Here is a 22,188-nt window from a genome sequence, read left to right on the forward strand (position 1 = left end):
ACATTGGAATTGAAACCAAGAATACCTGAACAACCAAAGAAGAAGAATCCATTGAAAACAGAAATTCTAACTCGATAATTGACAGAATAGTGACAACCATTTTCAGGCATAGTCAGAGTATCAAGTAGCAAGTAGCTAGAACCAAGAACCAAGTAGGGAGTATCAAGTAGCTAGAGCCTAGAGACAAGAGCCAAGCGGGTTGCAGAATAACCAATAACCACTTACTACTTACTGCTTACCACTCACCACTCACCAATTACCACAAACCAACCACTACTTCCCCTGGATCAGGCCGAAAAGCAGTTCCGGCTCGTCGGTGGTGATGAAGTCGACTTTTTGGTCGAGCAGCCACTGCATGTCCTCGGGATTGTTGACTGTCCAGACATTGACGGTCAAGCCGAGTTCTTGGGCTTCCTTGATCCACTCGGGCTTAGCCCTGACGATGCGGATGTTGTAGTCAAAACCGAAGAACCCCGCTTCTTTCAGTTCTGCGGGGGATTTTTCGCCATTGAGGTAGGCGACATTGGCCTTCGGGTCGAGCTCAATGATCTTTTTGCCGGCCTCGTAGCTGAAGGTGATGTAGTCCACCCATTTTTCGGCCTTCATGTCTTTGACGATCGCCACGCATTTGGCGGCCAGTTCCTCGCTGCGCGCCACGCTGATCTTGGAGGGCTTGACCTCGACGATCAGCTTGGTGCCGTTTTGTTTCATGCCTCGCTTGAGGTATTCCTTGACCGTGGGGATTTTTTCGCCATTGGGAAGCTTTTTGCTCCGAAGCTCTTTGAAAGAAGTCGTCTCTATGGGCATTTCCAAAAAGTCCGCGTCGTGGTTGACCACAGGCACCCCGTCGGCAGTCATCCAGACGTCAAACTCGGAGCCCTCACACTGCAATCGCACGGCCTCATTCAAAGAGGCAATCGAGTTTTGGGGAAGTCCGTTTGCTTTCCATGCACCGCGATGGGCGATGACGCTGTTTTTGTGGAAAGATCCTTGGGAAAAAGAAAGCGCGGTAGTCATGACCAAAGCCAGGCTGGCAAGAAGTAGTCGAAGCATTTTGTTTTGGTTTTTGAAAAAGACAAAGTGAAGCCTAAAGTAGAAAATCGGCCCAAATTGCCCATCCGGCTCCTATAATTTCACAGAAACTTCACGCTAGACGGCCGCTCTCTAGTCCCGGATCAGCCAAACCTCCGAGACGAGCGTGCCCCAACCCCCGGAGTTTCGCCACTGCTCCACCGTGACACGATCCCCGTTGGCGACGTCGTCGGACTTTTGAAACTGGATCACCAGCTCCCCGTCTTCGGTCAGCTTTGCGGGAATGTCAAACGTGAAAAAGTCGCTCATCTGGAGGGGCAGTTCCAAGTCGTCGGCAAGGATCTGTCCGTCGGCCAAGATCGACTCCGACTGCTGGTTCATGCGCATGGCGTAGCGCTCCTGGTACCAGGGCCTGACGAGAGTCACGCGGATCTTGTAGCGTGCCTTGGGATCGAGGTCGCGGTAGCGCAGCGTCACACCCTGGGATTCGTCTTGGGTGAAGTGCATGGAGCGCTGGCTGGGACGGTTGCCTTCGGAAAGCATCTCCTGCAGGTAGGGCTGTCCATGGTCGTAAGGGTAGCCAAAGACCACATTGGGAGCGGAGTTGCCCGTGCCGAGGTTGTCGTAGCGACCGCCTTCGCCGGGGTTTTCGTAGTCCGTGATCAGGGAAATCAACTCCTCTCTTTCTTTTCCTTTGGCGGCGATAGCCCGCCGGACTTGGCGGTCGAGCCAAGCCAAGCCGATGAAATCGTGCTCCAGGTTGAAATATCCCTCGCTTCTCGTGCCAAAGAGCTGGTCGCTTTCTTCTCCCAGTCTTTGGGCTTCCGCTTTCAAGGCGGTCATTTCCGGCGTTTCGTCTTTGGCTTTGCCCATCAAAAGAAGGGCCTGCTGAAGGCCTTGGTTCGAGGGTTCTTTTCGGACCAGGTTTTCGAGTTGGCTTTGGATGTCGCTTTGTTGGGTGACCATGAGCTGGATGTAGCGGTCGAGCGCGGCCTTTTGCATGTACATGCGCCAGAGCCAGTTGTCTTGGCTCCAGTTTTCCGGCATCAGCTTGCCCGCCTCGGCCACCAGCTGGTAGTAGGAAAGTACGCCTTCCTTCTCGGGGAGAGGCTTTCCGGGGATTTCTTCCAGATTTTCTTCGAGCTGGAAGATCGCCTTCGCCATCAGTGGTGCCGCCTCTGGCCCAAACCAGTTTTTGGCGTATTCCGCCACCACGTCCTCGACGGAAGCACGGGGGTTCCAAAGCAGGCGCTGCCACATCCACTGGTTGAAATGGTCATGGTTGCCGGAAGAGTGGGTGATGTCACCGACCCCGTAGCGCATGAGATCGTCGAAAACCCGGTGGTATTGCCTTGGCCAGGCGAAGAAAGTCAGCCGATGATACACCTGGGTCAAATACTGATCCGGCCTACGTTCGTAGATGTCATGTCCCCAGTGGGGCGGCAGGTCGCCGTTCTTGTCGGCGCGCGGATACATCTGGATGTAGGCGTGCTGGGCGTATTTCCAGTGGGTGATTTCGTTGTAGAAGACCAGTCGGTGTCTGGCGGGCATTTGCCGGGTGATTTCCATGGGATACAGTCCGTAGGGGCCGAAACCGGGATAGCGAAACAGGTCCATGCGGTGCGTTTGCCGATGGCCGGGCTGCCAAGTCGTCGCATCCGAACCCGGCCCATAGCCCCAGGCCCACAGCCAATTCCTAGGCTTCTCGTTGAGGTAGTCGAAGATGGCCTGATCGTCGGCATTGTCAAACTTCTGGTTGGTGAAGTAGATCCGTGTCTCGGGATGATACTTGTGGAAAATGTTTGCCATATCCTCTACCAATCGAATGAAGGTCAGGCCATAGGGGTCGCAGCGGTCGCATTCGCAGCCCCCGCCGTCTCCGCCATGAAACTTCAGCAGATCGTAGTCCGGGGCTTCCTTGGCAAACCCCTCGAATTTCTCCAGCATGTAGGCCCGGGCAGCGGGCACCGAAGGGCAGACATAGCCTTCCCTGCCAATGGACTCAAAGGCATTCCATTCCGGATTTTTGTTTTCGGGAGCCGTGTTCGCCCCGAACGCGCCCTGGGTCATCAGGCCAAAGGACTTGATGAACGCATACATGGGACCCTCGTCCACGCTGAAGATGTTGGCGCCAGCCAAGGCATAGTCCAGAATGACGCGCTGGGTTTCCTCCTCAGTCCAGTTGCGGACTTTGGCCAGGCTTTTTGCCACGCCACTCTGCCCAAACTGCGTTCCCCGAATCTCAAAGGCGGGAGCAGTCCTGATTTGCAGGGACTCGGGGAGGAGGATTTCGCTTGGCTCGTATTTCAGCTGGCGCAAAAGTTCGCCTACAGCGTAGAGGCAGCCCCTGTCGTCGATTCCGGCGGCGAGAAGGGTGTTTTGGTCTAGGCGCTGGAGCAAAAATCCCTCCGGCCCTGGTGCGAGCTCGGTCAGCGGCTGGATGCGATACTTGGCAAACTGGGCCTGCAAGGCCGGGTGGTTTTCTGGCCTGCCCAAAAGAACCCTCAGCGCTTGTCCTTGCCCTTGGGTTGGGGCTTGGCCGACGGTGACTGTGATTCGGGACTTTTCCAAAATCCGTTCTTTCAGCAATACCGCCACCCGCTTTTCCACCGCTCCGGCATTTTCTCCCAAGACAATCTCCACCTGCCCATGCCTCTCAAGGCCAATGTCTTGTGCGTAGAGCTTTGCGAAGCAAAAGATCAGGGAACAAAGGCAGAGTAGGAGGTTTTTGGGCAGGGTTTTCATGAGGATGCAGGAGCTTGGGAAAGCTTTGGTGGAGCCTTGGTTTCTGGAATAAACTACTGCTTTGGAAGAAAAATGGGCTATGGACTAGCCCAAAAACCGGATGCAGCGGTATTGGATACGAAAGCTTTCCAATCACCCTTTTGGGAGCGAGCGTCTCCCAGCTTCCCTTTGCCCATGCGAATTAAAATAGCCTTTCTTTTCCTCAGTTTGATTTTGACGGCCACGGCCGTCCAGGCGGCGTCGATCCCGGTCGGCAAGCTGAGCGTGCTCATCTCCGACGGTGTCAAGCCCCAAGTGCGGCAGTCGGCCTTGGAGATATTGCAGGAGGAAATCGGCAAGCGAAGCAAGACCAGCGTCAGCCCGATCACGCATTGGACCGAAGCGGGGAAGTTTACCGTCGCCCTGGCTTTGGCTAGCGATACGGAACTCGACGGAAAGCAGGTGCCTAGGCGCTCTGGGGAAAATTTGCCGGAGCTGCGGCCCGAGGGCTACCGACTGCTGTGGCAGGACAATGTGCTCTGGATCATCGGGGCGGATTCCCGGGCATTGATCTTTGGGATAGGGGAGCTGCTCAGGACGGCCTCTTTTGCCAAAGGCCAACTCCTGATCGACGAGCGGCTGGATGTCGCCTCCGCGCCGCAATATGCCCTGCGCGGGCACCAGATCGGCTACCGAAACACCGCCAATTCCTATGATGCCTGGACGGTGGAGCAGTACGACCAGTACATCCGCGAGTTGGCGCTTTTTGGCACCAATGCCATAGAAAACATCCCGCCTGACGGAGGCAATGACAACAGTCCGCATTTCAAGATTTCCCGCGAGGAAATGAATGTGAAGATGAGCGAAATCTGTGACAAGTATGATCTGGAGTACTGGATTTGGACTCCGGCCACGGTGGACTTGAGCGATCCGGCCATCCGGGCCAAGGAGCTGGACATCCACGAGGCCAACTATCCGAAAGTGCCCCGCCTGGACAATATCTTTTTCCCCGGTGGCGATCCGGGACACAACCATCCCCGGGAGGTGCTGCCTTTCCTGAAAGACCTCCACGCGCGGCTCGTGAAGTACCATCCCAATGCCGGAATCTGGATTTCCCTGCAGGGCTTCAGCGAGGAGCAGGTGGATTATTTCTATCAATACCTGGAGCAACACAAGCCCACCTGGCTTCGTGGCGTCGTGTCTGGCCCCAGCAGCCCGCCGATCTCCGAGACGCGCTTTCGCCTGCCCAAGCAATACAAGCATAGAAGCTATCCCGATATCACGCACAATGTGCGCTGCGACTACCCCGTGCCCAATTTTGACCAGGCCTTTGCCCTGACCATCGGTCGCGAGGGCATCAATCCCATGCCGGTGTTTTATGCCGGGGTGCACAACAAATACGCGCCTTTTACCGATGGTTTTGTCTCCTACTCCGACGGCTGCCACGACGATGTGAACAAGGTCATCTGGAGCCAAATGGGCTGGAATCCGGAAAAAGAAGTCCGCGACGTCCTGAGGGAATACGCCAACTTTTTCTTTGAGGCCAAAGTGGAGGAAGCGGCAGCCGAAGGCATCCTGGCCCTGGAGAGCAACTGGGGCGGATCCATCATCGACAATGGCGGCATCGCCCCGACGCTGGCGTATTGGAAAGGCCTAGAATCGGCCAATCCCCAGCTGGGCGACAACTGGAGATGGCAGATGCTGGTGATGCGGGCCTACTACGACGCCTACGTTCGCCAGCGCAAGATCTACGAAACCGGACTGGAAAAGCAGGCCAACCAACTGCTCTTGGACTACGAAAAGCTGGGCATCGACGAGGCTATGACGCAGGCTCTGGAGCTGGTGAACCGGGCCGATACCCAGCCAATCGAAGGGGAATCGAGGAAGAAAATCGAAGAATACGCGCAGGCGCTTTTCGAATCCATTGGGCTGCAGACCAGCGTGGACAAGTACCAGGCGAGCAATTCCCAGCGGGGCTGTATCCTGGACTTTGTGGACTATCCGCTCAATAATCGCTGGTGGCTGGCCGATCAGTTTGACTCGGTGAGAAAAATGGGCACTGAGGCGGAAAAAATCGAGCAGCTCCAGCTGATCGCCAACTGGGAAAATCCCGGGCCAGGCGGCTACTACGACGACATTTCCAACATCGCCAAGAGCCCGCATGTCACCACGACGGTGTACGATGCGGTGGACTTTGGCTGGTGGGACAATGGCTACAGCCGCTGGAGGCTATCCTCCCAAGTCTATCAGGTGAATCCCGAACTGGAATACGGGGATCTCGATCCCGATGCCCGCTACCTCATCCGGGTGACCGGTTCGGGCGATGCGCTGATCCGCGTGGACGGCAGACGCCTGGAGCCTTTGGTGTATGAAAAGGAACTGGGCGGGTTCAAGGAGTTTATCATTCCCAGGGATTTGGTGGGGGACGGCAAGATCTCGGTGAGCTTTGACCGGCCCGAAGAGTCGCACCTGCGCTGGAGAAATTACTCCAGGATTTCGGATGTGTGGCTGATCAGGAGGTAAGGATGACAGATGACCGGTGTCGGATGGATAATTGAAAGATTGAAAGATTGGAAAATTGGAAAATTGGGGCTGACATAAAGGAGTCGCTGATGGCCCAAGTGTCCTTTTTTTATAAAAGAAAAAGATGAGAAAATCGATATTACTTGTTTCCGCGTTTGGGGTTTTGCTCTCGGCTTGCCAAAAGCCTGAGCGCCTGGCCAAATCCAAGCAGCCCGTCTATGAAGACGTGGCCTACCTGCAGGACTATGCGGTGAAGTACTATGCGGAGGGGGAAAACGTGGAGTTTAAAAAGGTGTTTACCGACCGGAATGAGGTTATCCAAATCCTCAGTTCCGAGGGACTTATGATCCCGGACAATGGGCATTTTCAGTATCCCGGCAAAATCCGAAAAGACCAGCGCTACCTCCTGATGGGCGACAAAAAAGTCGCGGATTTGCTTCTCCATGAAAACCAGTTCGTCTACCTGGACGGAGAGGCGGTCTTCAGCAACGCGTGGGCTGGAAAGCTTTTTTCCAGACACGGGATGCCCGAGGCAGACTTGGTCGTGGGCGGAAGGGATTTTACCTTTTTGGTAGCCTCAGGCGCTTCTTTTTCCCTAGTCCAAGACTCGAAGGTCTTGGCCAAAGGCGAAGTCGGCGCGGACATCTTGGACGGGAAATACGATGCAAAAGCTGGTGTGTTTTACCTCTTGACGGAGAAGTCGGTCATTCGTGTGGCTGCTTTGGGAGGGGAAAAGCAAACGGTGTACGAGGGGGCAAACCTCAGGGCTTTTGACCTGCTGGCTTCCGGCGGGTTCGTTGTGGCGCGCGGTGAGGGCTTCGTGATCCTCGATGCTGCTGGCCAGATGGATCAGCCTCTTCGCAGCAACCTGCCTTGGCCCGAGCTGACGGCCGTGCGGGAGATCGATGGGATGCTCTGGTTTGGCTCGACTCGCGGCGCTTTTATGCTCAAGGATGACGGCAAATTCAACTATTACTATGGAGAGCGCTGGCTGCCCGGAGAGCAGGTGGTGGACATTGCCGCTGGACCGGAAGGGTCGGTTTTGATCCTCACGGACAAAGGCCTCGGGCAGATCAGGTTTGAATGGATGACGCTGGAGGAAAAGGCCCTGCGCTACGAAAAGCAAGTGCGCCAGCGCCACATCCGCTACGGCATCAACAGTAACCTGAGCCGACTTAGCGGCCACGACTTGGCTACGGCGGAAAATGGACTGGCTGACAGCGACAACCTCTGGACCGGCATGTACTTGGGCAGCCAGCTGTTCCGCTACCTGGTGACCCAGTCCGAAGAGGCCAAGCAAAACTGCATCGAAACTTTCGAGGCCATGGAGCGCCTGCACCACATCACGGGGGTGAAAGGCCTTTTTGGGCGGACTTTTGAGCGCAGCGGACACTACGAGTTTCGCAAGGAGTACCGCACCTATGTGGAGGATTTTTGGTACGAAGGCTACAACGACAACGTGAGTTGGAACCACTCCACCGATCCGGAATGGGACTGGAGGGCCAGCGCCAGCAGCGACCAGACGGTGGGGCAGATCTTTGCGCTGATCCTGATGGGCGAATACATGGACGACGAGGAATACCGCCAGCGTGCGATCACGCTGCTGGATGACATGATGGGCTACATCGTCGCAAACAACTACACGCTGGTGGATGTGGACGGCAAGCCCTCGCTTTGGGGCTTTTGGAATCCCGAGCACATCAACCGTTTCCAGCCTATGATAGGCGACCGCAAGATCTATTCTTCCAATCTTGTCGCCTTCCTGCAGGCGGCCTACAAGCTGACCGGCAAGGAACTCTACAAGGAAAAGGCGCTGGATCTGATGCAAAACCACGGGTATCTGGAAAACCTCGCCCGGCCTTTCAAGGAAATCGGTCCAGCCCCGGCTGATGCGGACAACTGGAGCAAAATGCTCTCTGAGGAATGGAACCACAGTGACGACGAGATGTACTTCCTGGCCTATTGGGGTCTGTATCCCTACGCGCTGAATGACACGTTGAGAGAAGTGTATCGCGAGGCGATCAAGGATCACTGGGAGTTTGAGCGGCCGGAGAAGAATGCCCTGTGGAATTTCTGCTATGCCATGACGGGAGCCGAGGACTTTGACCTAGAGGAGTCGGTGTGGCACCTGAAGGAATTTCCCCTGGACATGATCGAGTACAAAACCGAAAACAGCCATCGCAAGGACATCGTCCATGTGCCGGTCAACTTCTGGGGACAAAACACCTCGGAGGTCCTGCCGCCTGATGAACGCCCCGAGTTGAAGCATAACCGGAACCTGTTCACCCTCGACGCGCCGGACAGGAAGTCCGAACTGAGCGCGGGCGACACGTATCTGCTTCCTTATTGGATGGGCAGGTACTTGGGGGTGATCAGCGCACCGGTCAAAAGATAATATAGATAGTTAATGGGTAGTTTAATTGGTTAAGTCCTTTCCCGTGTGGGAGAGGACTTTTTTTGTCAACTCGGGTGGGATTTTTTCACCACAGAGAGCGGGAGAAATGGGGGCTCAATGGAGTCGTGGAGGTTTCGCCAAAACCCGTGGAGGATTGGGCTGGATTTTATGCGCTTCGCGCCGGGTTTACCACCGAGACGCTGAGGACGCAAAGGTTTCGCAGAGTTTTTCTCCTTTCCCTCCGTGCACTCAGTGGCAAATTTTCTTATTGGATTTTTAACCACAGAGAGCGGGAGAAATGGGAGGGGGTAAAAGTCTTGGGACGGAAGCAATTTTTTGTTTCCCCTCCATGGTAAGATGACGTATTCAAAGCCCCATCGGGGCGGCCGGTGAATAGCCTAGGGTTTTAACCCTAGGTTATGGTGTTGGGATGTTTGATGGGAAGTTTTGGCCGAAAGGAGCTCAATAAAAACCATCAGGTTTCGCCAAAACCCGTGGAGGATTGAATCCTGTTTTTGCGCTACATAGAGACTTCGCGAAGATTCCCACCCTTATCTCTGCGCCTTTTGCGAGAGAGGAAAAAAAACCCACAGATCGGCACAGAAAAAAAACACGGATCAAGCACAGATTTGACACAATTTTCTGTGCCGATCTGCCTTTTGGCCACTCAGGGCTAGAGGGGAAAGGGGGGAGCGGTAGGACAGGGCTGTTGTTCTTAGCGCCTTCGTGTCTTCGTGGCAACTAATCTCCTTTGAAAAAAAGCCACAGATGCACGGATTTCCGGACTCATCCGTGCATCTGTGGCATTTCTTTTTTTTCTATTCAAACCCAAACAGCATGGGCAGAACAAAAACCACCACGGCACTCCAAACCATATACACGGGCAGGTAGCGCACGACCGACTTGCCAACGTCCGCGAGCTCGGCTTTTTTGACCGCACTGTGGTAGAGCTTCCAGGAGATGAGGAAAAGGTGGATCAACATCAGCAGGTTGCCGCCCAGCACGGCCGTACGGTTGGGGGTGAAACCCAGCTCTGAGATCCGGAAGATGATGGCAGAGATGGCGATCCCATTGACAATGATGGTGACCAAGGAAAGCAAAAACAGCGTCCAGGCTCCAAAAGCCCTTCTTTCCTGGGAAGAACCTTCGGCCACGGAGAAGAAGATCAAAGCCATGACCCCGATCAGCAGCAGATTAAAAAGCAGGAGAAATTCCCGGTCGTTGTAGGGATCTTTGCCGGTCACGGCGATGGCTATTAGATAAAAGACCAACATCACCAGCATGATCGGGCTGAATATCTTGGCGATTACCGGAGATACTTTGTTCACCAGCTGGGGATTGCTATGGGCGAGATAGGTGCCGAGGATAGGGATGGCGGGAAGTCCGAAGGCTGCGACATAGTGTGCCCAGAAGTCTTCGATGGGTACTTCGATTAGCGAAAACAAGCCGATGGTGATTGCGCTCAGCAGAAAGGCGGCGATGCCGATCAGTACCGATAGGACGGCGGCTTCCCCGTTAAACCGCAGGAAGTCCAGGCGCTTTTGCCAATCCCCGAGCTCTGGCCCGGAATAGGCGACGCCTAGCATCCCCCAGAGGAGCAGCGGCAGGTGGATACAGGCCAGTACGAGCGTGTCTGTTTCCTTTCCAGGTAGGGAGTTGATATAGACCAGCGAGAGTCCGGTGATGCCGATGAGGACGGATTTGGCGTTGAGTGAGAGCTCGTTTTTCCAGGCGAAAAAGGCAGTGATCAGCGGCAATACGATATAGCTGATGTTTCGCGGATAGAAAAACTCCTCGTCGATGGAGAAGATTTCCGGAATCTTGGCCAGAAATCCTGCGAAAAGAATAGCCAGGACCACCCAAAGGTGTTCCTTTTGGCTGCCCCAGGAGATGCCGTCGGCTTTGTCGCGAAGGCGCTCCTGCCAAAACTCGGCGATTTGCTGGCCTTGGATCTGGGGATAGACAGCTTGAAAAGCCCGTTTAAACTCGGACTTGTTGGCCCGGTAAAGCTTTTCCAGTTCTCCGGGCTGTTGGAGGTGGGAGAGAATTTGATTTTGCATGGTGCGGGGGATCAAAGTTGAATCTATGGATTTCTAGGGGAGAGTTTAGTCCCAGTGACCGGTGAAGTTGAAGGCGATCACCGCGCTGAGCCAGAGGATGACGAAATACACCAGGGTGCTGAAAATAACCGCGATGAGTTTTTGGCTGCCGCGGGGAAACCAGTGGAAACCCATCAGGTAGAAAAACACCCCGCCAAAGGCTCCTCCAGCGGGAATGATCGTGAGGGGAACGGCCATCCAGAGTTTGAAGCTGTCGCCTGAGGAGATGATCAGGAAGAGCAGGAGCGCCAAGGGCAGGATGGCTCCCAGCAAAGCGGGCAGGGGCAGAGACTTGAGCTCGATGTCGAAGGGGGCGTGCTTAGATGTTTTCATGGTTTAGGGGATTTTGAGGGGGAATGTTGCTTAGCTTTTGTACCAGTCGATTTTCCTGGAGATAAACATGGTCGTCGCCAATGCGATGAACAGGCCGATGCTGCCGATCAAGAGGGCGTATTCCTGCTGCTTGACGATCACGAAGATGAAGGTGTAGAAGAGGCCCAAGATCCCGGCAAACAGGCCGGTCGTCTTCAGGTCTCCAAAGAGGCTTTTCGCATAGCCTGCCAATAGTCCAACCGTCGCGGTGCTCGCCAGAAGGTAGGCCAGCGGGAAGCCCAACTGCTCCGAAAGCGCAATGAGCAGGGTGTAGTACAGCACCAGCGAAAACCCGATCAGGGTGTATTGCAGGGGATGGATGCGTTTTTTGGTGAATATTTCCATCAGGAAAAGCGAAAGGAAGCTCAGGATGATGATCAGTACCGCATACTTGGAAGTCCTGACGCTCTGTTGGTATTGGTCGGCGGGAAGCTTCAGGGAAAGGCCAAAGGCACTGCCTTCGACGGCTGGAATCCCTCCGAGAAACTCTTGGCCAAAAGGCCGGTTGAAGTGGAGTACTTTCCATTGGCTGCTGAAGCTCTCCTCGTTCAGCTCCCTGGATTTGGGCAAAAACTCCCCTTGGAAACTCGGACTGGGCCAGTTGCCGCTGAGCTGCATTTGGGTGGTTTTTCCGACAGGCGCGACCAGAAACTCCTTGCTTCCTTTCACTTTTAGCTTGCCGGAGAAGTCAAATCCCAAGTTGGCGGAGTCCAGCTGCAGGGGGACTTGGAGTCCTTGTAGCTGTGTTCTTCCGTCCGAAAAGGGCTCGGCGGCAAGCGTGGAGCCATTGAGCTCGATCTGTGGATTTTCGCCGATACCGCGGAGGTCGGAGAGTCTGAGGTAGAGGGCTGCCTGATCCCAGAGCATCTGCTCCGGTTGGAGGTTGAGTTTGGACAAAGCCAGGGGCTTGAATTTGGCCTTCAGCTCCAAGTCTCCGGAGTAGACCACCACGTCAAAAATCCCCCTGTGAAGCTCCTGTGCATCGAGGTTGGCCGTGATGTCCAAGTCCTCAGGAAAGAAATAGGCAGTGCTGAGTTCCTTCGTTGTTTGTGTTTGTCCGCCAGTTTCGGTCTGTTTGGTTTGGTAAAAAGGCACGCCCAGAAAAGGACCGGCTAGGGTCTGGGCGCGAGACCATTTGCCGCTGACTTCCTCTTCGGCTTCTTCCATGCGGGTCTGGCGCTCCTGGATGAGATTGAGCGTCATCGACTGGGGGATGAGCAAAATGACGACGATGAAGCCGATGATCAGGAGCTTGATACTGACCGACTTGCTTACCAGGTTTTGGGTCTGGTGGAGGATGGAGGGATTGTGGGTGTGTTCCATTGGGTTTGATTAAAAGTACTTTGATTTTCAAAGTGAATGGATAAATTTTTTTAGGTTTTGTTTTCGTTGATCAAATTTTCAAGGAAGTCCAGGTGTGCCTGGAAAGCCGTTTTTCCTGCTGCGGTCGCGGAATAGTTGGTCATGGGCTTTCGGCCCACAAAGGTTTTGTCAAAGCTGATATAGCCCGAGCTTTCGAGGTTCTTGAGGTGAGAGGCGAGATTGCCGTCGGTCACCTCCAGGATCTCTTTGAACGAGTTGAAGTCGTACTGCTCATTGACCATCAGGATGGACATGATCCGCAGTCGGACGATGTTTTCAAATGCCTTGTCGAAAATCCCCTCCACGTCACCGGTCGTATTTGTAATACATCATCGAGCCATAGATCACATGCAGTACGCCAAAGCCCAGCGTCCAGGTGATCAGGCCATAGCCCGGAAAGAAGGCCGAAATGATTCCCAAAGCCAGTTCGCAATACCCAAGGTACTTGATGTCTCCGAGGGAAAAGTGGGCCGCGTTGATCAGCGCCAGGCCGTAGAAAATCAGGGTAGCCGGAGCTACGATGATCAGGTATCCCCTGGAAATCAAGGCAAGGCTGAAGATGCCGCCGACCACCAAAGGGATGAGCAGGGCGGAGATAAAGCGCTTGCTGGCAGAGGTCCACAGCTTGGAGGAAGTGCGCTGGCTCTTCCTTTGGCTCAGCGCCCAGCCGGTATAGAGTGAGAGTGCCAAAACTGCGCAGGCAGTCACCAAAAGCCTCAGCAGCGTCTGATCCTCCTGGATGTAGCTCGTCCTGAATCCGAAGGGCGGGTTGGGAAAGTAGATCCAGTAGTAGGCCATTCCCGCGCCGATCAGCGCATAGATGCCTGCCAGTACTCCAGACAGGCCGCTCAGGGACAGGAAGCGGGTGCTCCGCTCCATCATCGACTTGATTTCGGCTAATTCTTGCTCCGGTTTTTTCATTTTCAAAAGTACTTTGAGATACAAAGTAAATGAACTTTTCAATTCCTTCGCCATGAGCCCGAAAAAAAATATATGGTTATCCGCTTTTATGCCAGTAGGTAGCCGTGACGATACAAAAGAAGGCTAAACTTTAGGCTTTGCCCTACTTCGGTCTTCGGTCATCGGTCTTCCAGCCCGATTGAAGAAGCAAATGCGCTTACTGGTAAGTTTGCGGATAATCATGAAAAAATAAAAGAAATAGCGCCGACCCGGGGGATTTTTGGAGATTCTCAGGACAGCTCTACGATAAATCGTTATTTTAGATGGAGACTGAGGACTCTTAAGTCCCTGTTCTTTTGTTTTCGGCGTATCACGATCCCTCCAAACCGAATGTACTATGCCCATGGCCGCCAGACTCACCGACATGCATACCTGCCCGATGCAAACTCCTGGGACGCCACCCATTCCCCATGTGGGCGGCCCTGTGATCGGTCCTGGAGAGGCTACCGTTTTGATAGGAGGGATGCCGGCAGCCGTGGTGGGTGATTCCTGCGTCTGCGTAGGTCCGCCGGACACCATAGCCATGGGGTCTTCCACCGTAATGATCGGAGGGAAGCCCGCTGCTAGGGCAGGAGACTCCACTGCCCACGGAGGCTCGATCGCCATTGGCTGCCCCACGGTGATGATAGGCGGCTAGGCTTCGATGTGGCCTTTGGGACTGAAAGGCCATTTTCAGGGCTTTTCGAGGCCTATGTCGGTTACTTTTTCCTTTTTTATCAAAAACCAGAAGAAAATCTGTCATTTTGAAAAAATGTCGGATAGATACTTGTAGAAATTCTAAATTTTGTTCTATAAAATGGAAATTTTACTAATTTGCCTGACCTATTAAAATCGACCCTGAATGTATCCTATTTACGACACTCAAGTCGCCAAGCGATTTACCATCTACAACAGTCTTTTTCTCGACCTGCCCTTTGACGACATCTATGTGACGGGGACGCTGCTGCCTTTTTTGGGTAAAGCCTGCGAGCGTGGCTACGCCTCCGGCAAGTCGCCTAGGGAGATCATCGACGGGTTTTTTGAGGAGATGATGCCTGGTGAAAACGAGAAGAAACGCTTCGATTTCCTCTTTGAGATGATCCAGTACGTGGAGCGTCAGGTGGTATTGTTTGACTCGATCGAGGATGCCGCCTACGAAAAGATCAACGACATCTCGGGCAAAGGCTCGGTGAAGGCACTGATCAACCGTGTGGAAACCGACCGCAAAAAAGAGGCGCTGATCGAGAAGCTGAAGAACTTCTCCGTGAGGCTCACCCTCACAGCCCACCCGACCCAGTTTTATCCCGGCAACGTGCTCGGGATCATTACCGATCTGGAAAACGCCATCCGCACCGATGACCTGGAAAACATCAACCTGCTGCTACAGCAGCTAGGCAAGACGGGCTTTATCAACCGGGAGCAGCCGACACCGTTTAACGAGGCCGTGAGCTTGATCTGGTATTTGGAAAATGTGTTTTATCACAGCATTCCGGATATCATCATCCGTCTGCTCAAGGGGCTGGATCAACCGCTGCACACTTGGGAAAACCCGGCCATTCTCAAAGTGGGATTCTGGCCTGGGGGTGACCGTGACGGCAACCCCTTTGTGACCCACGAGACGACCATCCAAGTGGCCGACCGCCTGAAAAAGTGGCTGATGCGATGCTACTACCGTGATCTGAGAGCGCTCAAGAAGCGTCTGACCTTCAAGCATGTGGAGGAGCATATCGTGAAGGCCGAGCGTGGGATCTTCTTCACGTTGTTTGAAAACAAAGAAGTCTACAGCTCCAAGGATGATCTACTGGCCATCCTTTTGGAAGCACGGGAGGCGCTGATCAAGTACCACGATGGGCTTTTCCTGGATCTGTTGGATCGTTTTATATTGAAAGTCAGGATCTTTGGATTCCACTTTGCGCACATGGACCTGCGTCAGGACAGCCGCAAGCATGATGCGTTTTGGGAGGAGGTCTTCAGTATCCAGGGCAAAGAGTTTGTGGGCACTGAGGAGGAGTTGATTGATAAAGTAATGAAAACCAAGGCTCTGCCTTCTTTGGAGCATTTCGAGGAGCCATTCCATCGAGAGATCCTACAGTCTATGGCCACGGTCAAGTCCGTGCAGAAGACCAACGGGGAAGAGGGCCTTCACCGCTATATCATCTCCAACTGTCAGTCGGTGCTGCATCTTCTGGAAGTTTACCAATTGGCCAAGCTCACCATGGGCGTGAAGCCCGGGGGACTGCCTGTGGACATCGTACCGCTCTTTGAGACCGTCGAAGATCTCAAAATGGCTCCGGAGATTATGACACGGCTCTACACCATGCCGGAATACAAAACCCACCTCAAGAGCCGAGGTAGCAAGCAGAGCATCATGCTGGGCTTCTCCGATGGCACCAAAGATGGAGGCTACCTCAAGGCAAACTGGTCTATTCTGGTAGCCAAGGAGGAACTCACCCGCGTGTCCAGGGAACATGGCATCCAGGTCGTGTTCTTTGACGGTAGAGGCGGACCTGTGGCAAGAGGTGGCGGAAACCTACACAACTTCTATGCATCACTGGGCCAAAAAGTGGAAAACTCCGAGATCCAAGTGACGATACAGGGACAGACCATTTCCTCCAACTATGGCAAGCAGGTGTCCTGTACGTACAACTTTGAGCAACTGCTCAGCGCGGGGCTCGAAAACCACCTCTATCCAGATGCGGAGAAAAACCTGAATGACGAGCAGCGTGCCCTGATACAGCAGCTGGCTGACTCCGGCTACGAAGCCTATAAAGCGCTGAAAAGCCATCCGAAGTTTGTTCCTTACCTGGAGCATGTCGCTCCCTTGAAGTTCTTTGGGATGACCAACATCGGCTCCAGACCCATGAAGCGGGGCGGGGGATCCGGGCTGAAGTTTGAGGACCTGAGGGCGATTCCTTTCGTGGGCTCTTGGGCTCAGATGAAGCAGAATATCCCAGGCTTCTACGGCGTGGGCTCCGCCATTGCGGAGTTGGAGAAGGAAGGCAAAATGGGCGAGCTGAAGAAGCTGTACCAAGACAGCCTTTTCTTCAGAACCCTGCTTGGAAACTCCATGCAATCCCTCAACAAGTGCTACTATCCCGCTACTGCCTACCTGAAGGACAATCCCGAGTACAGCGAGTTTTGGAAAATGCTCTATAAAGAGTTTGAATGCTCCGTGGAAAAGCTGAAGCAAGTGGCAGGGATGGAAGAGCTGCTGGAGGACAATCCGGTATCCAAGGCCTCCATCGAGATCCGCGAGCGCATTGTGTTGCCGCTGATCACTATCCAGCAGTATGCGATACAGATCGGCTTGGAAAACGGCGCTTCTGCCGAAATCCTGGACAAGCTCATCCTGAGAACGATGTTTGGAATCATCAACGCCACCCGAAACGCGGCATAAGGAAACGGGAAAAAACAAAAGAGGCTGTCTCATCCGAGACAGCCTCTTTTGTTTTTTTGATACTGGTGTGGTTTACTTCTTCGCGATCGACTTGGCGATGATGCCGTCTTTGACCATCAGGTCTACCACGACACCGGCAAAGGTGTGGGAGAAGGTGTCCAGATTGCTGGGGTTGGTCGTTTCGGATTGGGAAGACCATACCAGCGCCTCAGACTTGGCATCGTAGAGGTTTACCTCGATGTAGTACATCTTGTCGGTGGTGTAGTAGCCTGGGTCATAGGTCATGGCGCCATAGTAGCCATAGTACCCCCCAAATCTGCCATAGTATCCTCCATAGCCCATGGGCGCATAGGTCGTGGTGCCCTGTACATAGCGGGTTTCGGAGGTCTGGTCCAAAAGCGCAACGGTCAGGATGCCGTCATGTCCGGCGGCGCGTACTGCTTCCAGCGCCTTGGCCATGCCTTCCTTGTCCTTGGCAGTACCGAGCGGGATGAGCGTCAAGCTGCTGGCGGATTTTACCCCATCTTCTTCCAGAGTAGCCACCAGCTCCTCCTCAAATGCCTGTCGATTGACCAAGTTGCTGCTGAGGCCAGTCACCAGGATGTTTTCATAGGGTGTGGAGGGCTTGTCTGGGCTGGACCAGGAGCCGATGATTTTGGTGCTCGGTGAGCAGGCGGCCAGGATAGACGCTACGGCTAGGCTGGCCAGAAAAGAGAGTTTTTTCATGAGATTAAAATTATTTGTTGTTGATGTCTAGGTATTCAAAAATCTGGTCGACCGCATTTTGGACGGCCTGGGGTTTCTTTTCTTCCTTCTTTGGGACGACTTCCGATATCATTCCGGCCCACACCAGGACATTGCCGGGGCTGTTGACGATATGCACCGTGAGGCTGCCCTGTCTGTAGGTATTGACGGGGATCTCCCTGACCTCCCAGTAGTAGTTGCGTTGTCCCGCGTAGGTGAACGGGTCTGTGCTCAGGTTAGTCTCCCGAGTCTGAACCTTTTCCTCCACGACCACACCAAAGTTTACTCGGAGGTCTGGATTTGAGGCGATCTGCTTGATGCCACGTGCTTCCATCGCTTCCGCAAAATTGCGCTTCAGCTGGTCGACAATTTCCCCATACGGTGCCAGGCTGTCGTTTGGCGTATCGATCTGCGCAAAGTCGAAGGAAGAATAGTTGCTTAGCTTAAAGTCTTCGTATTTGTTTTTTTCCACCACCACCCGCGTGGGAGAGCAGGAGCAAAAAGCTCCCAGCGCCAGTGCAAAAAAGAGGAAGTGCTTTCTCATGTTGATCTGGGATTGGGATTTTTCACCAACAAAGCGACAATAAGATAAGGGTTTTTAATTGTTCATGATCACCAGCCCGACATTAAAGCTCAAGTTGGACTGGCCTTCCAGCCCACCTCCCTCGACTGTGCCGTAGTATTTTGCGCCGACCCTAAAGGCGACATTGTCGCTCGGTTGGATCAATGTGCCCAGCTCTGGACGGAATCCAAACTGCCAATGTGTGTCCTCCGATTGGTACATGCCCATTTCTATCGTTCTCTTGTTGGCCACCGTACCTATCCCCAGGGTGAAATAGGGGCGAAACAGATCCGTGAAAGAATGGTAGTAGGCCGCCGTAGCCATGATAGGATAGGCGTACTGGTATCGGTATTGGATACCAGAGAGCGAAGCCGTCTCGCGGGTATAGACCTCATTTTCGGTTCTTTTGAAGATCGTCGAGTGGCCGACCTCTCCCCCCACCGCGAGGTGATCCTTGATGAATTTTTGGTACTCAAAGACAAAGCCCCTTCCCGAGGTCACGTCGATGAAGTCCGCCGTGTTGCCCGTAGGCACCGTCACGACATAGTTGAAGCTGTAGAGCGATCGCTGGGCTTGGGCCGAAAATCCAATACCCAGGAGCAAGAGAAAGAAGGTTAACTGCTTTTTCATGGTTATTTCTGAAGGTAAGGAGATTGGGAAAATGCTTGTTTTAGGGTTCGGTCGATCCGATTGGCGGCATTGCCCTCACCTTCCAGCAGACCATTGACGATGGCTATCCAGTTGACGGGGATTTCGTTGGCGGCGTTGATGCCCTTGGGACTGGTCATCTGGACGAAGATGCTGCCCGATCTCACCGCCGTGACGGTAGGAGGGTAGTATCCCGGATAGTACCATCCCCAGCCAGGGCCGTAGCCTGGGTAGTACCAGTTCCAATACCACCAGTCATAGTAGTAGTAGACTTCGGTGGTTTGCAGCGCGGAGGGCAAGAGGATCAAGTCTGGGTCGGCTGATTCCGCGACTTCCCGATAGCCCAGGGTATTCATGCTGCTCCTGAGCGTAGCGAGGATGGGGTTTGCCAGTGTGGGAGGCAGGTATTCGGGTCCGTCCGAGTCACCCGGCAGCCCTCCATTGGAGATGTAGATGACCTCGTCGGGCAGCGCGTAGGTGCTTTGGGCAGAAAAATCGAATGCTGGATTGTAGTTGGTGTACACCACGTCTTGTTCCTCGACGTAGGTAGCACCTTCTGGTGAACAGGCAATAGAGCCCATCACCAGAAGGAGTGCGGCGCTAGGCCGTCTGAATAAACTGAGCATAAAAAGGGAAATGGGATTCTTAGATGTCTCCGACAAACGGCAATTCCTGCTGGATCACGTTGCGGATGGTATTGGTAATGTAAAATTCCACCTGGATAAACTTGGCCGCATCCATGGCTGAGGTGGCTTTTTTGAACTTGGAATAGTACGTGGAATACAGCTTGTTCAGTGCCGCGTCGTTTTTCAGTGAGCGGGTAGCCAGTGCGTCCGCCTCTGCATCACCGATGTGGGTGAATTTTTCGATGTAGTCATTGATGATCAGGATGCGCTCCTTGCTGATCTCTTTTCTGGCAGCTTCAAACTCCTCATAGACTGGCCAAAAAGCAGCGGCCTTCTCTGGGCTCAGTTCCATGTAGGCTTCGATCAGCGTCTTTTTGTCCTTGCCAAAAGCATCCTGTATCAGCTTGATTTCCTCGTCCACAGTTTGGGCAAACGAACCGGCAACGTTGATTGCAAACAGTGCCAGGGTGAAGAGTAGTAATTTTTTCATGGTTTTGTGAAATTGGATTGGAAAAAGAGTTTTGAGTAAAAGTTCAGAGGTAAAACTGGCGTTTTGTCCAAAAACATTTCATGATTAAAATCAGCTTTGAACTTTATTTTGAAGCAAATTCCCCTCAAAAACTTTCATTCACATTGAGGTAGAAACCTGAGTTTCCCTTTTGTCCAAAGCCATAATCAGCCGAGATCGTCGTCCGGTTTTGTTTGTTGATCATGACCCTCAGACCTAAGCCATAGCCTGGGTTAAACTTTTCAAAAAGCTTTTCCTGAGTGGTCTTGCTGCCGAAGCTGGCCGCGTTCACGAATACCGTCCCCCCAAAGGTCTCCTTGTTTTGCTGGAGCGGAAATCTCCATTCCGCCTCGGTATACACCATGCTTTCTCCCCTGAATCTACCCTGGGCATAGGCCCGTCCCGATCTGCCAAACATGTCCCATCCCATGCCCGGGAGGTTCATGTAGGGGACTTTGCCGGAGACCAGGAAGTTGCCAAAGCCCCAAAGCGCGACCAGGTTTCTTTTGCGCTTTTCGCTCAGATTGATGTAGTGGCGGTAGTCCAGCAGGAGCAGGCTGGAGCTTTGGTCGGAGCCCAGAAAGCTGGGGTTGATCTTGTATTGGACCCATGCAAAGTTTTTTTCGTAGGGCGACACGGAATTGTCCCGATTTTCCATCACCATGTTTAGACTGATGCCGGAGAGCGTGTACTTCTCGGTGTCAAAGCCCATGTCGCTGTTGTACCGATCATGGGCGAATTCCAGGTGGTCGGTGATCTCCTCGTCCTGAAAGTTTTTGATTTTGGAATGGACATCGAGGTGATAGCCCGCCCCGAGGTAAAGCTTGGAGTCGCCTATGCGCTTCAATATTGCCTCGTAGAAGCGGATCAGCCGAAAGTCCATCTGCTGTTCGCCCCACCAGACGCCGGGCTGGTTGGGGTTTTCCATGGGCTCGTTTGGCGTACTGCTGCCCAGGCCGTAGGTAGGCTGGGAAGTGATGAAATACCGCCAGTCGCCGATCAGGATGGTCTTGTTTTCATTGAGGAAGATGTTGCTCCTGGAGCTGAAGATCCACTGCTGCTTGGTCGTGTAGAGGAAGTTCCCGACGAAGTTGGACATTTTGGTAGTCTGCGGGTCACCCATGTACCAAGTGGCTGAGGGCGCCAAACCAAAAAGCCAGCCATTGGCTGGATTGGAGCCTATCGCCGGAAGCGGCACCAGCTTAAACTGGTTGATTTTGTTGGGCTGATAGGTGATGGAGTCCGACTGCGCCGTCAGCTTCAGTGAAGCCAGCAGCAGCAGACTAAGGAGAAAGCCTGATTTCATTGAGCTGGATTGGGTTTGCTTGTGGGGATTTGATATCCAATCTAAGCTTTAGGAGGGATTTCGCAGGGAAATTTTCGCCAATCCGATAAAAATAATTGGGGATTAGTAGGGGGTAGGGGGAAAGCCCAGCTTTCCCCCGGAGATGCTTATTGGGGGAAGCGGAACACCAAGCCTCCGTCAAACCCAAACTGGTAAATGGTGGAATAGGTGGAGACTCCAGCCCCGGCTCCGCCTGTGCCAAAGTAAAGTCCTCCGCCCGCACCCTGCACGGCAGACATCAGGGAAGCCTGGATGCGGATGCCTACTTTCTCGGCCAGCCAGAAGTTGGATCCACCCCTCAGTGACCAGGCAAACTTGGTTGCGCTATCGTTGTTGCCGTTGTCGGGATTGGTGATGTCGGAGATCACCATGCCGATGCCAAAGCCAAAGAAGGGCTCGGCGACCTCGCTTACCGGGAAGTAGTTGGTACCGTTTAGCAAGATCCAGTTTGCTGCCAGATCAAAATCCGTCTCTTGGATCTGTCCGCCCAAAATCCCTCCGTCCTGATACACGATGGGAGCACTGGTGTCCTGTCTCAGGTATTGCAGTTCAAAAGCTTTGGTAGTGTTGGGAAGTTGGTACTCCAGACCGGCTCCCCAGCGAAATCCACCCTTGATTTTCCCGTCGTAGTAGGAAGTGGAAGAGTAGTAGCTGTTCACCTTGTCGTCGAAGACATAGCCGGCGTAGGTGTTGAGCCTGAGCTCTTGGGAGTAGGATGCTCCGGCGATCAGCGCCAGGACAAAAAGCAGGGCAAGTTTTTTCATAACAGGATTGTTTGTGATAGTTTTCAAAAATCTGGGGATGTTTTAAACAAATATGTCACAGACTTTTCCTCCAATTCATGACAAAAGTCAGTTTGGGGAACTTGGGGCTCGAAGCCCAAGCAGAAGCACCTGGGATTTGATGCCAGAG

18 protein-coding genes are annotated in these 22,188 nt (G+C 53.5%); 4 read left to right on the top strand and 14 right to left on the bottom strand.

Going from position 1 to position 22,188, the window contains the following annotated elements; all coding sequences use genetic code 11:
• Window positions 1-273 precede the first annotated feature (273 nt).
• Together J0A68_RS17845 and J0A68_RS17850 are read right to left on the bottom strand one after the other, a co-directional pair.
• Window positions 274-1,053: a glycerophosphodiester phosphodiesterase gene (locus tag J0A68_RS17845; protein WP_206579602.1), complete on the bottom strand. Its 780-nt coding sequence runs from the start codon at window positions 1,051-1,053 to the stop codon at window positions 274-276.
• Between the two features lie 111 nt (window positions 1,054-1,164).
• The gene (locus J0A68_RS17850; RefSeq protein ID WP_206579603.1) at window positions 1,165-3,777 is read right to left on the bottom strand and encodes a DUF4838 domain-containing protein; all 2,613 of its coding nucleotides are present in this window, start codon (window positions 3,775-3,777) and stop codon (window positions 1,165-1,167) included.
• A 174-nt stretch (window positions 3,778-3,951) separates the two neighbouring features.
• On the opposite strand from J0A68_RS17850, the gene J0A68_RS17855 reads away from it, so the two are divergent.
• Both J0A68_RS17855 and J0A68_RS17860 read left to right on the top strand, forming a co-directional pair.
• Complete coding sequence (locus J0A68_RS17855; RefSeq protein WP_206579604.1) at window positions 3,952-6,279, top strand: hypothetical protein; 2,328 nt, start codon at window positions 3,952-3,954, stop codon at window positions 6,277-6,279.
• Window positions 6,280-6,403: 124 nt separating this feature from the next.
• Window positions 6,404-8,674 carry a hypothetical protein gene (locus tag J0A68_RS17860; RefSeq protein WP_206579605.1) on the top strand — a complete coding sequence of 757 codons (2,271 nt, stop codon included), beginning with the start codon at window positions 6,404-6,406 and terminating at the stop codon, window positions 8,672-8,674.
• 818 nt (window positions 8,675-9,492) lie between these two features.
• Here the strand turns inward: J0A68_RS17860 and J0A68_RS17865 are convergent.
• The 5 genes from J0A68_RS17865 to J0A68_RS17885 are packed head-to-tail and all read right to left on the bottom strand — an operon-like array spanning window position 9,493 to window position 13,428.
• Entirely contained in the window at window positions 9,493-10,734 is a 1,242-nt protein-coding gene (locus tag J0A68_RS17865; RefSeq protein WP_206579606.1) for a DUF4153 domain-containing protein, read from the bottom strand.
• A 45-nt stretch (window positions 10,735-10,779) separates the two neighbouring features.
• Entirely contained in the window at window positions 10,780-11,106 is a 327-nt protein-coding gene (locus J0A68_RS17870; protein WP_206579607.1) for a potassium transporter KefB, read from the bottom strand.
• A 30-nt stretch (window positions 11,107-11,136) separates the two neighbouring features.
• Complete coding sequence (gene creD / locus J0A68_RS17875; RefSeq protein ID WP_206579608.1) at window positions 11,137-12,468, bottom strand: cell envelope integrity protein CreD; 1,332 nt, start codon at window positions 12,466-12,468, stop codon at window positions 11,137-11,139.
• A 50-nt stretch (window positions 12,469-12,518) separates the two neighbouring features.
• Entirely contained in the window at window positions 12,519-12,812 is a 294-nt protein-coding gene (locus J0A68_RS17880; protein WP_317195129.1) for a winged helix-turn-helix domain-containing protein, read from the bottom strand.
• Window position 12,813: 1 nt separating this feature from the next.
• Window positions 12,814-13,428, bottom strand: coding sequence for a hypothetical protein (locus J0A68_RS17885; protein WP_206579609.1), 615 nt, complete (start codon window positions 13,426-13,428; stop codon window positions 12,814-12,816).
• Between the two features lie 376 nt (window positions 13,429-13,804).
• On the opposite strand from J0A68_RS17885, the gene J0A68_RS17890 reads away from it, so the two are divergent.
• Window positions 13,805-14,104, top strand: a complete 300-nt coding sequence (locus tag J0A68_RS17890; protein WP_206579610.1) for a PAAR domain-containing protein — start codon at window positions 13,805-13,807, stop codon at window positions 14,102-14,104.
• Window positions 14,105-14,308: 204 nt separating this feature from the next.
• Window positions 14,309-16,843, top strand: coding sequence for a phosphoenolpyruvate carboxylase (locus tag J0A68_RS17895; protein WP_206579611.1), 2,535 nt, complete (start codon window positions 14,309-14,311; stop codon window positions 16,841-16,843).
• Window positions 16,844-16,915: 72 nt separating this feature from the next.
• Here the strand turns inward: J0A68_RS17895 and J0A68_RS17900 are convergent, their stop codons facing one another.
• The 7 genes from J0A68_RS17900 to J0A68_RS17930 form a co-directional block, all read right to left on the bottom strand.
• Window positions 16,916-17,569: a hypothetical protein gene (locus J0A68_RS17900; protein WP_206579612.1), complete on the bottom strand. Its 654-nt coding sequence runs from the start codon at window positions 17,567-17,569 to the stop codon at window positions 16,916-16,918.
• A 10-nt stretch (window positions 17,570-17,579) separates the two neighbouring features.
• A complete protein-coding gene (locus J0A68_RS17905) occupies window positions 17,580-18,131 on the bottom strand; it encodes a DUF4136 domain-containing protein (RefSeq protein ID WP_206579613.1) in 552 nt (183 codons plus the stop codon).
• A gap of 54 nt (window positions 18,132-18,185) precedes the next feature.
• Window positions 18,186-18,779: an outer membrane beta-barrel protein gene (locus tag J0A68_RS17910; protein ID WP_206579614.1), complete on the bottom strand. Its 594-nt coding sequence runs from the start codon at window positions 18,777-18,779 to the stop codon at window positions 18,186-18,188.
• A gap of 2 nt (window positions 18,780-18,781) precedes the next feature.
• Window positions 18,782-19,423: a DUF4136 domain-containing protein gene (locus J0A68_RS17915; protein ID WP_206579615.1), complete on the bottom strand. Its 642-nt coding sequence runs from the start codon at window positions 19,421-19,423 to the stop codon at window positions 18,782-18,784.
• A gap of 19 nt (window positions 19,424-19,442) precedes the next feature.
• Window positions 19,443-19,913: a hypothetical protein gene (locus tag J0A68_RS17920; RefSeq protein WP_206579616.1), complete on the bottom strand. Its 471-nt coding sequence runs from the start codon at window positions 19,911-19,913 to the stop codon at window positions 19,443-19,445.
• A 124-nt stretch (window positions 19,914-20,037) separates the two neighbouring features.
• Window positions 20,038-21,237: a BamA/TamA family outer membrane protein gene (locus tag J0A68_RS17925; RefSeq protein ID WP_206579617.1), complete on the bottom strand. Its 1,200-nt coding sequence runs from the start codon at window positions 21,235-21,237 to the stop codon at window positions 20,038-20,040.
• A gap of 146 nt (window positions 21,238-21,383) precedes the next feature.
• Complete coding sequence (locus tag J0A68_RS17930) at window positions 21,384-22,040, bottom strand: porin family protein (protein WP_206579618.1); 657 nt, start codon at window positions 22,038-22,040, stop codon at window positions 21,384-21,386.
• Between the last annotated feature and the right edge of the window lie 148 nt (window positions 22,041-22,188).

It is taken from the genome of Algoriphagus oliviformis, from assembly GCF_017254915.1.
In the GTDB taxonomy this organism is placed as follows: Bacteria; Bacteroidota; Bacteroidia; order Cytophagales; family Cyclobacteriaceae; genus Algoriphagus; species Algoriphagus oliviformis.

Excerpts from the sequence above, each read along its gene's own strand:
- J0A68_RS17845 (WP_206579602.1), bottom strand. The coding sequence starts at position 1,053 with ATGCTTCGACTACTTCTTGCCAGCCTGGCTTTGGTCATGACTACCGCG.
- J0A68_RS17850 (WP_206579603.1), bottom strand. The coding sequence starts at position 3,777 with ATGAAAACCCTGCCCAAAAACCTCCTACTCTGCCTTTGTTCCCTGATC.
- J0A68_RS17855 (WP_206579604.1), top strand. The coding sequence starts at position 3,952 with ATGCGAATTAAAATAGCCTTTCTTTTCCTCAGTTTGATTTTGACGGCC.
- J0A68_RS17860 (WP_206579605.1), top strand. The coding sequence starts at position 6,404 with ATGAGAAAATCGATATTACTTGTTTCCGCGTTTGGGGTTTTGCTCTCG.
- J0A68_RS17865 (WP_206579606.1), bottom strand. The coding sequence starts at position 10,734 with ATGCAAAATCAAATTCTCTCCCACCTCCAACAGCCCGGAGAACTGGAA.
- J0A68_RS17870 (WP_206579607.1), bottom strand. The coding sequence starts at position 11,106 with ATGAAAACATCTAAGCACGCCCCCTTCGACATCGAGCTCAAGTCTCTG.
- creD (WP_206579608.1), bottom strand. The coding sequence starts at position 12,468 with ATGGAACACACCCACAATCCCTCCATCCTCCACCAGACCCAAAACCTG.
- J0A68_RS17885 (WP_206579609.1), bottom strand. The coding sequence starts at position 13,428 with ATGAAAAAACCGGAGCAAGAATTAGCCGAAATCAAGTCGATGATGGAG.
- J0A68_RS17890 (WP_206579610.1), top strand. The coding sequence starts at position 13,805 with ATGCCCATGGCCGCCAGACTCACCGACATGCATACCTGCCCGATGCAA.
- J0A68_RS17895 (WP_206579611.1), top strand. The coding sequence starts at position 14,309 with ATGTATCCTATTTACGACACTCAAGTCGCCAAGCGATTTACCATCTAC.
- J0A68_RS17900 (WP_206579612.1), bottom strand. The coding sequence starts at position 17,569 with ATGAAAAAACTCTCTTTTCTGGCCAGCCTAGCCGTAGCGTCTATCCTG.
- J0A68_RS17905 (WP_206579613.1), bottom strand. The coding sequence starts at position 18,131 with ATGAGAAAGCACTTCCTCTTTTTTGCACTGGCGCTGGGAGCTTTTTGC.
- J0A68_RS17910 (WP_206579614.1), bottom strand. The coding sequence starts at position 18,779 with ATGAAAAAGCAGTTAACCTTCTTTCTCTTGCTCCTGGGTATTGGATTT.
- J0A68_RS17915 (WP_206579615.1), bottom strand. The coding sequence starts at position 19,423 with ATGCTCAGTTTATTCAGACGGCCTAGCGCCGCACTCCTTCTGGTGATG.
- J0A68_RS17920 (WP_206579616.1), bottom strand. The coding sequence starts at position 19,913 with ATGAAAAAATTACTACTCTTCACCCTGGCACTGTTTGCAATCAACGTT.
- J0A68_RS17925 (WP_206579617.1), bottom strand. The coding sequence starts at position 21,237 with ATGAAATCAGGCTTTCTCCTTAGTCTGCTGCTGCTGGCTTCACTGAAG.
- J0A68_RS17930 (WP_206579618.1), bottom strand. The coding sequence starts at position 22,040 with ATGAAAAAACTTGCCCTGCTTTTTGTCCTGGCGCTGATCGCCGGAGCA.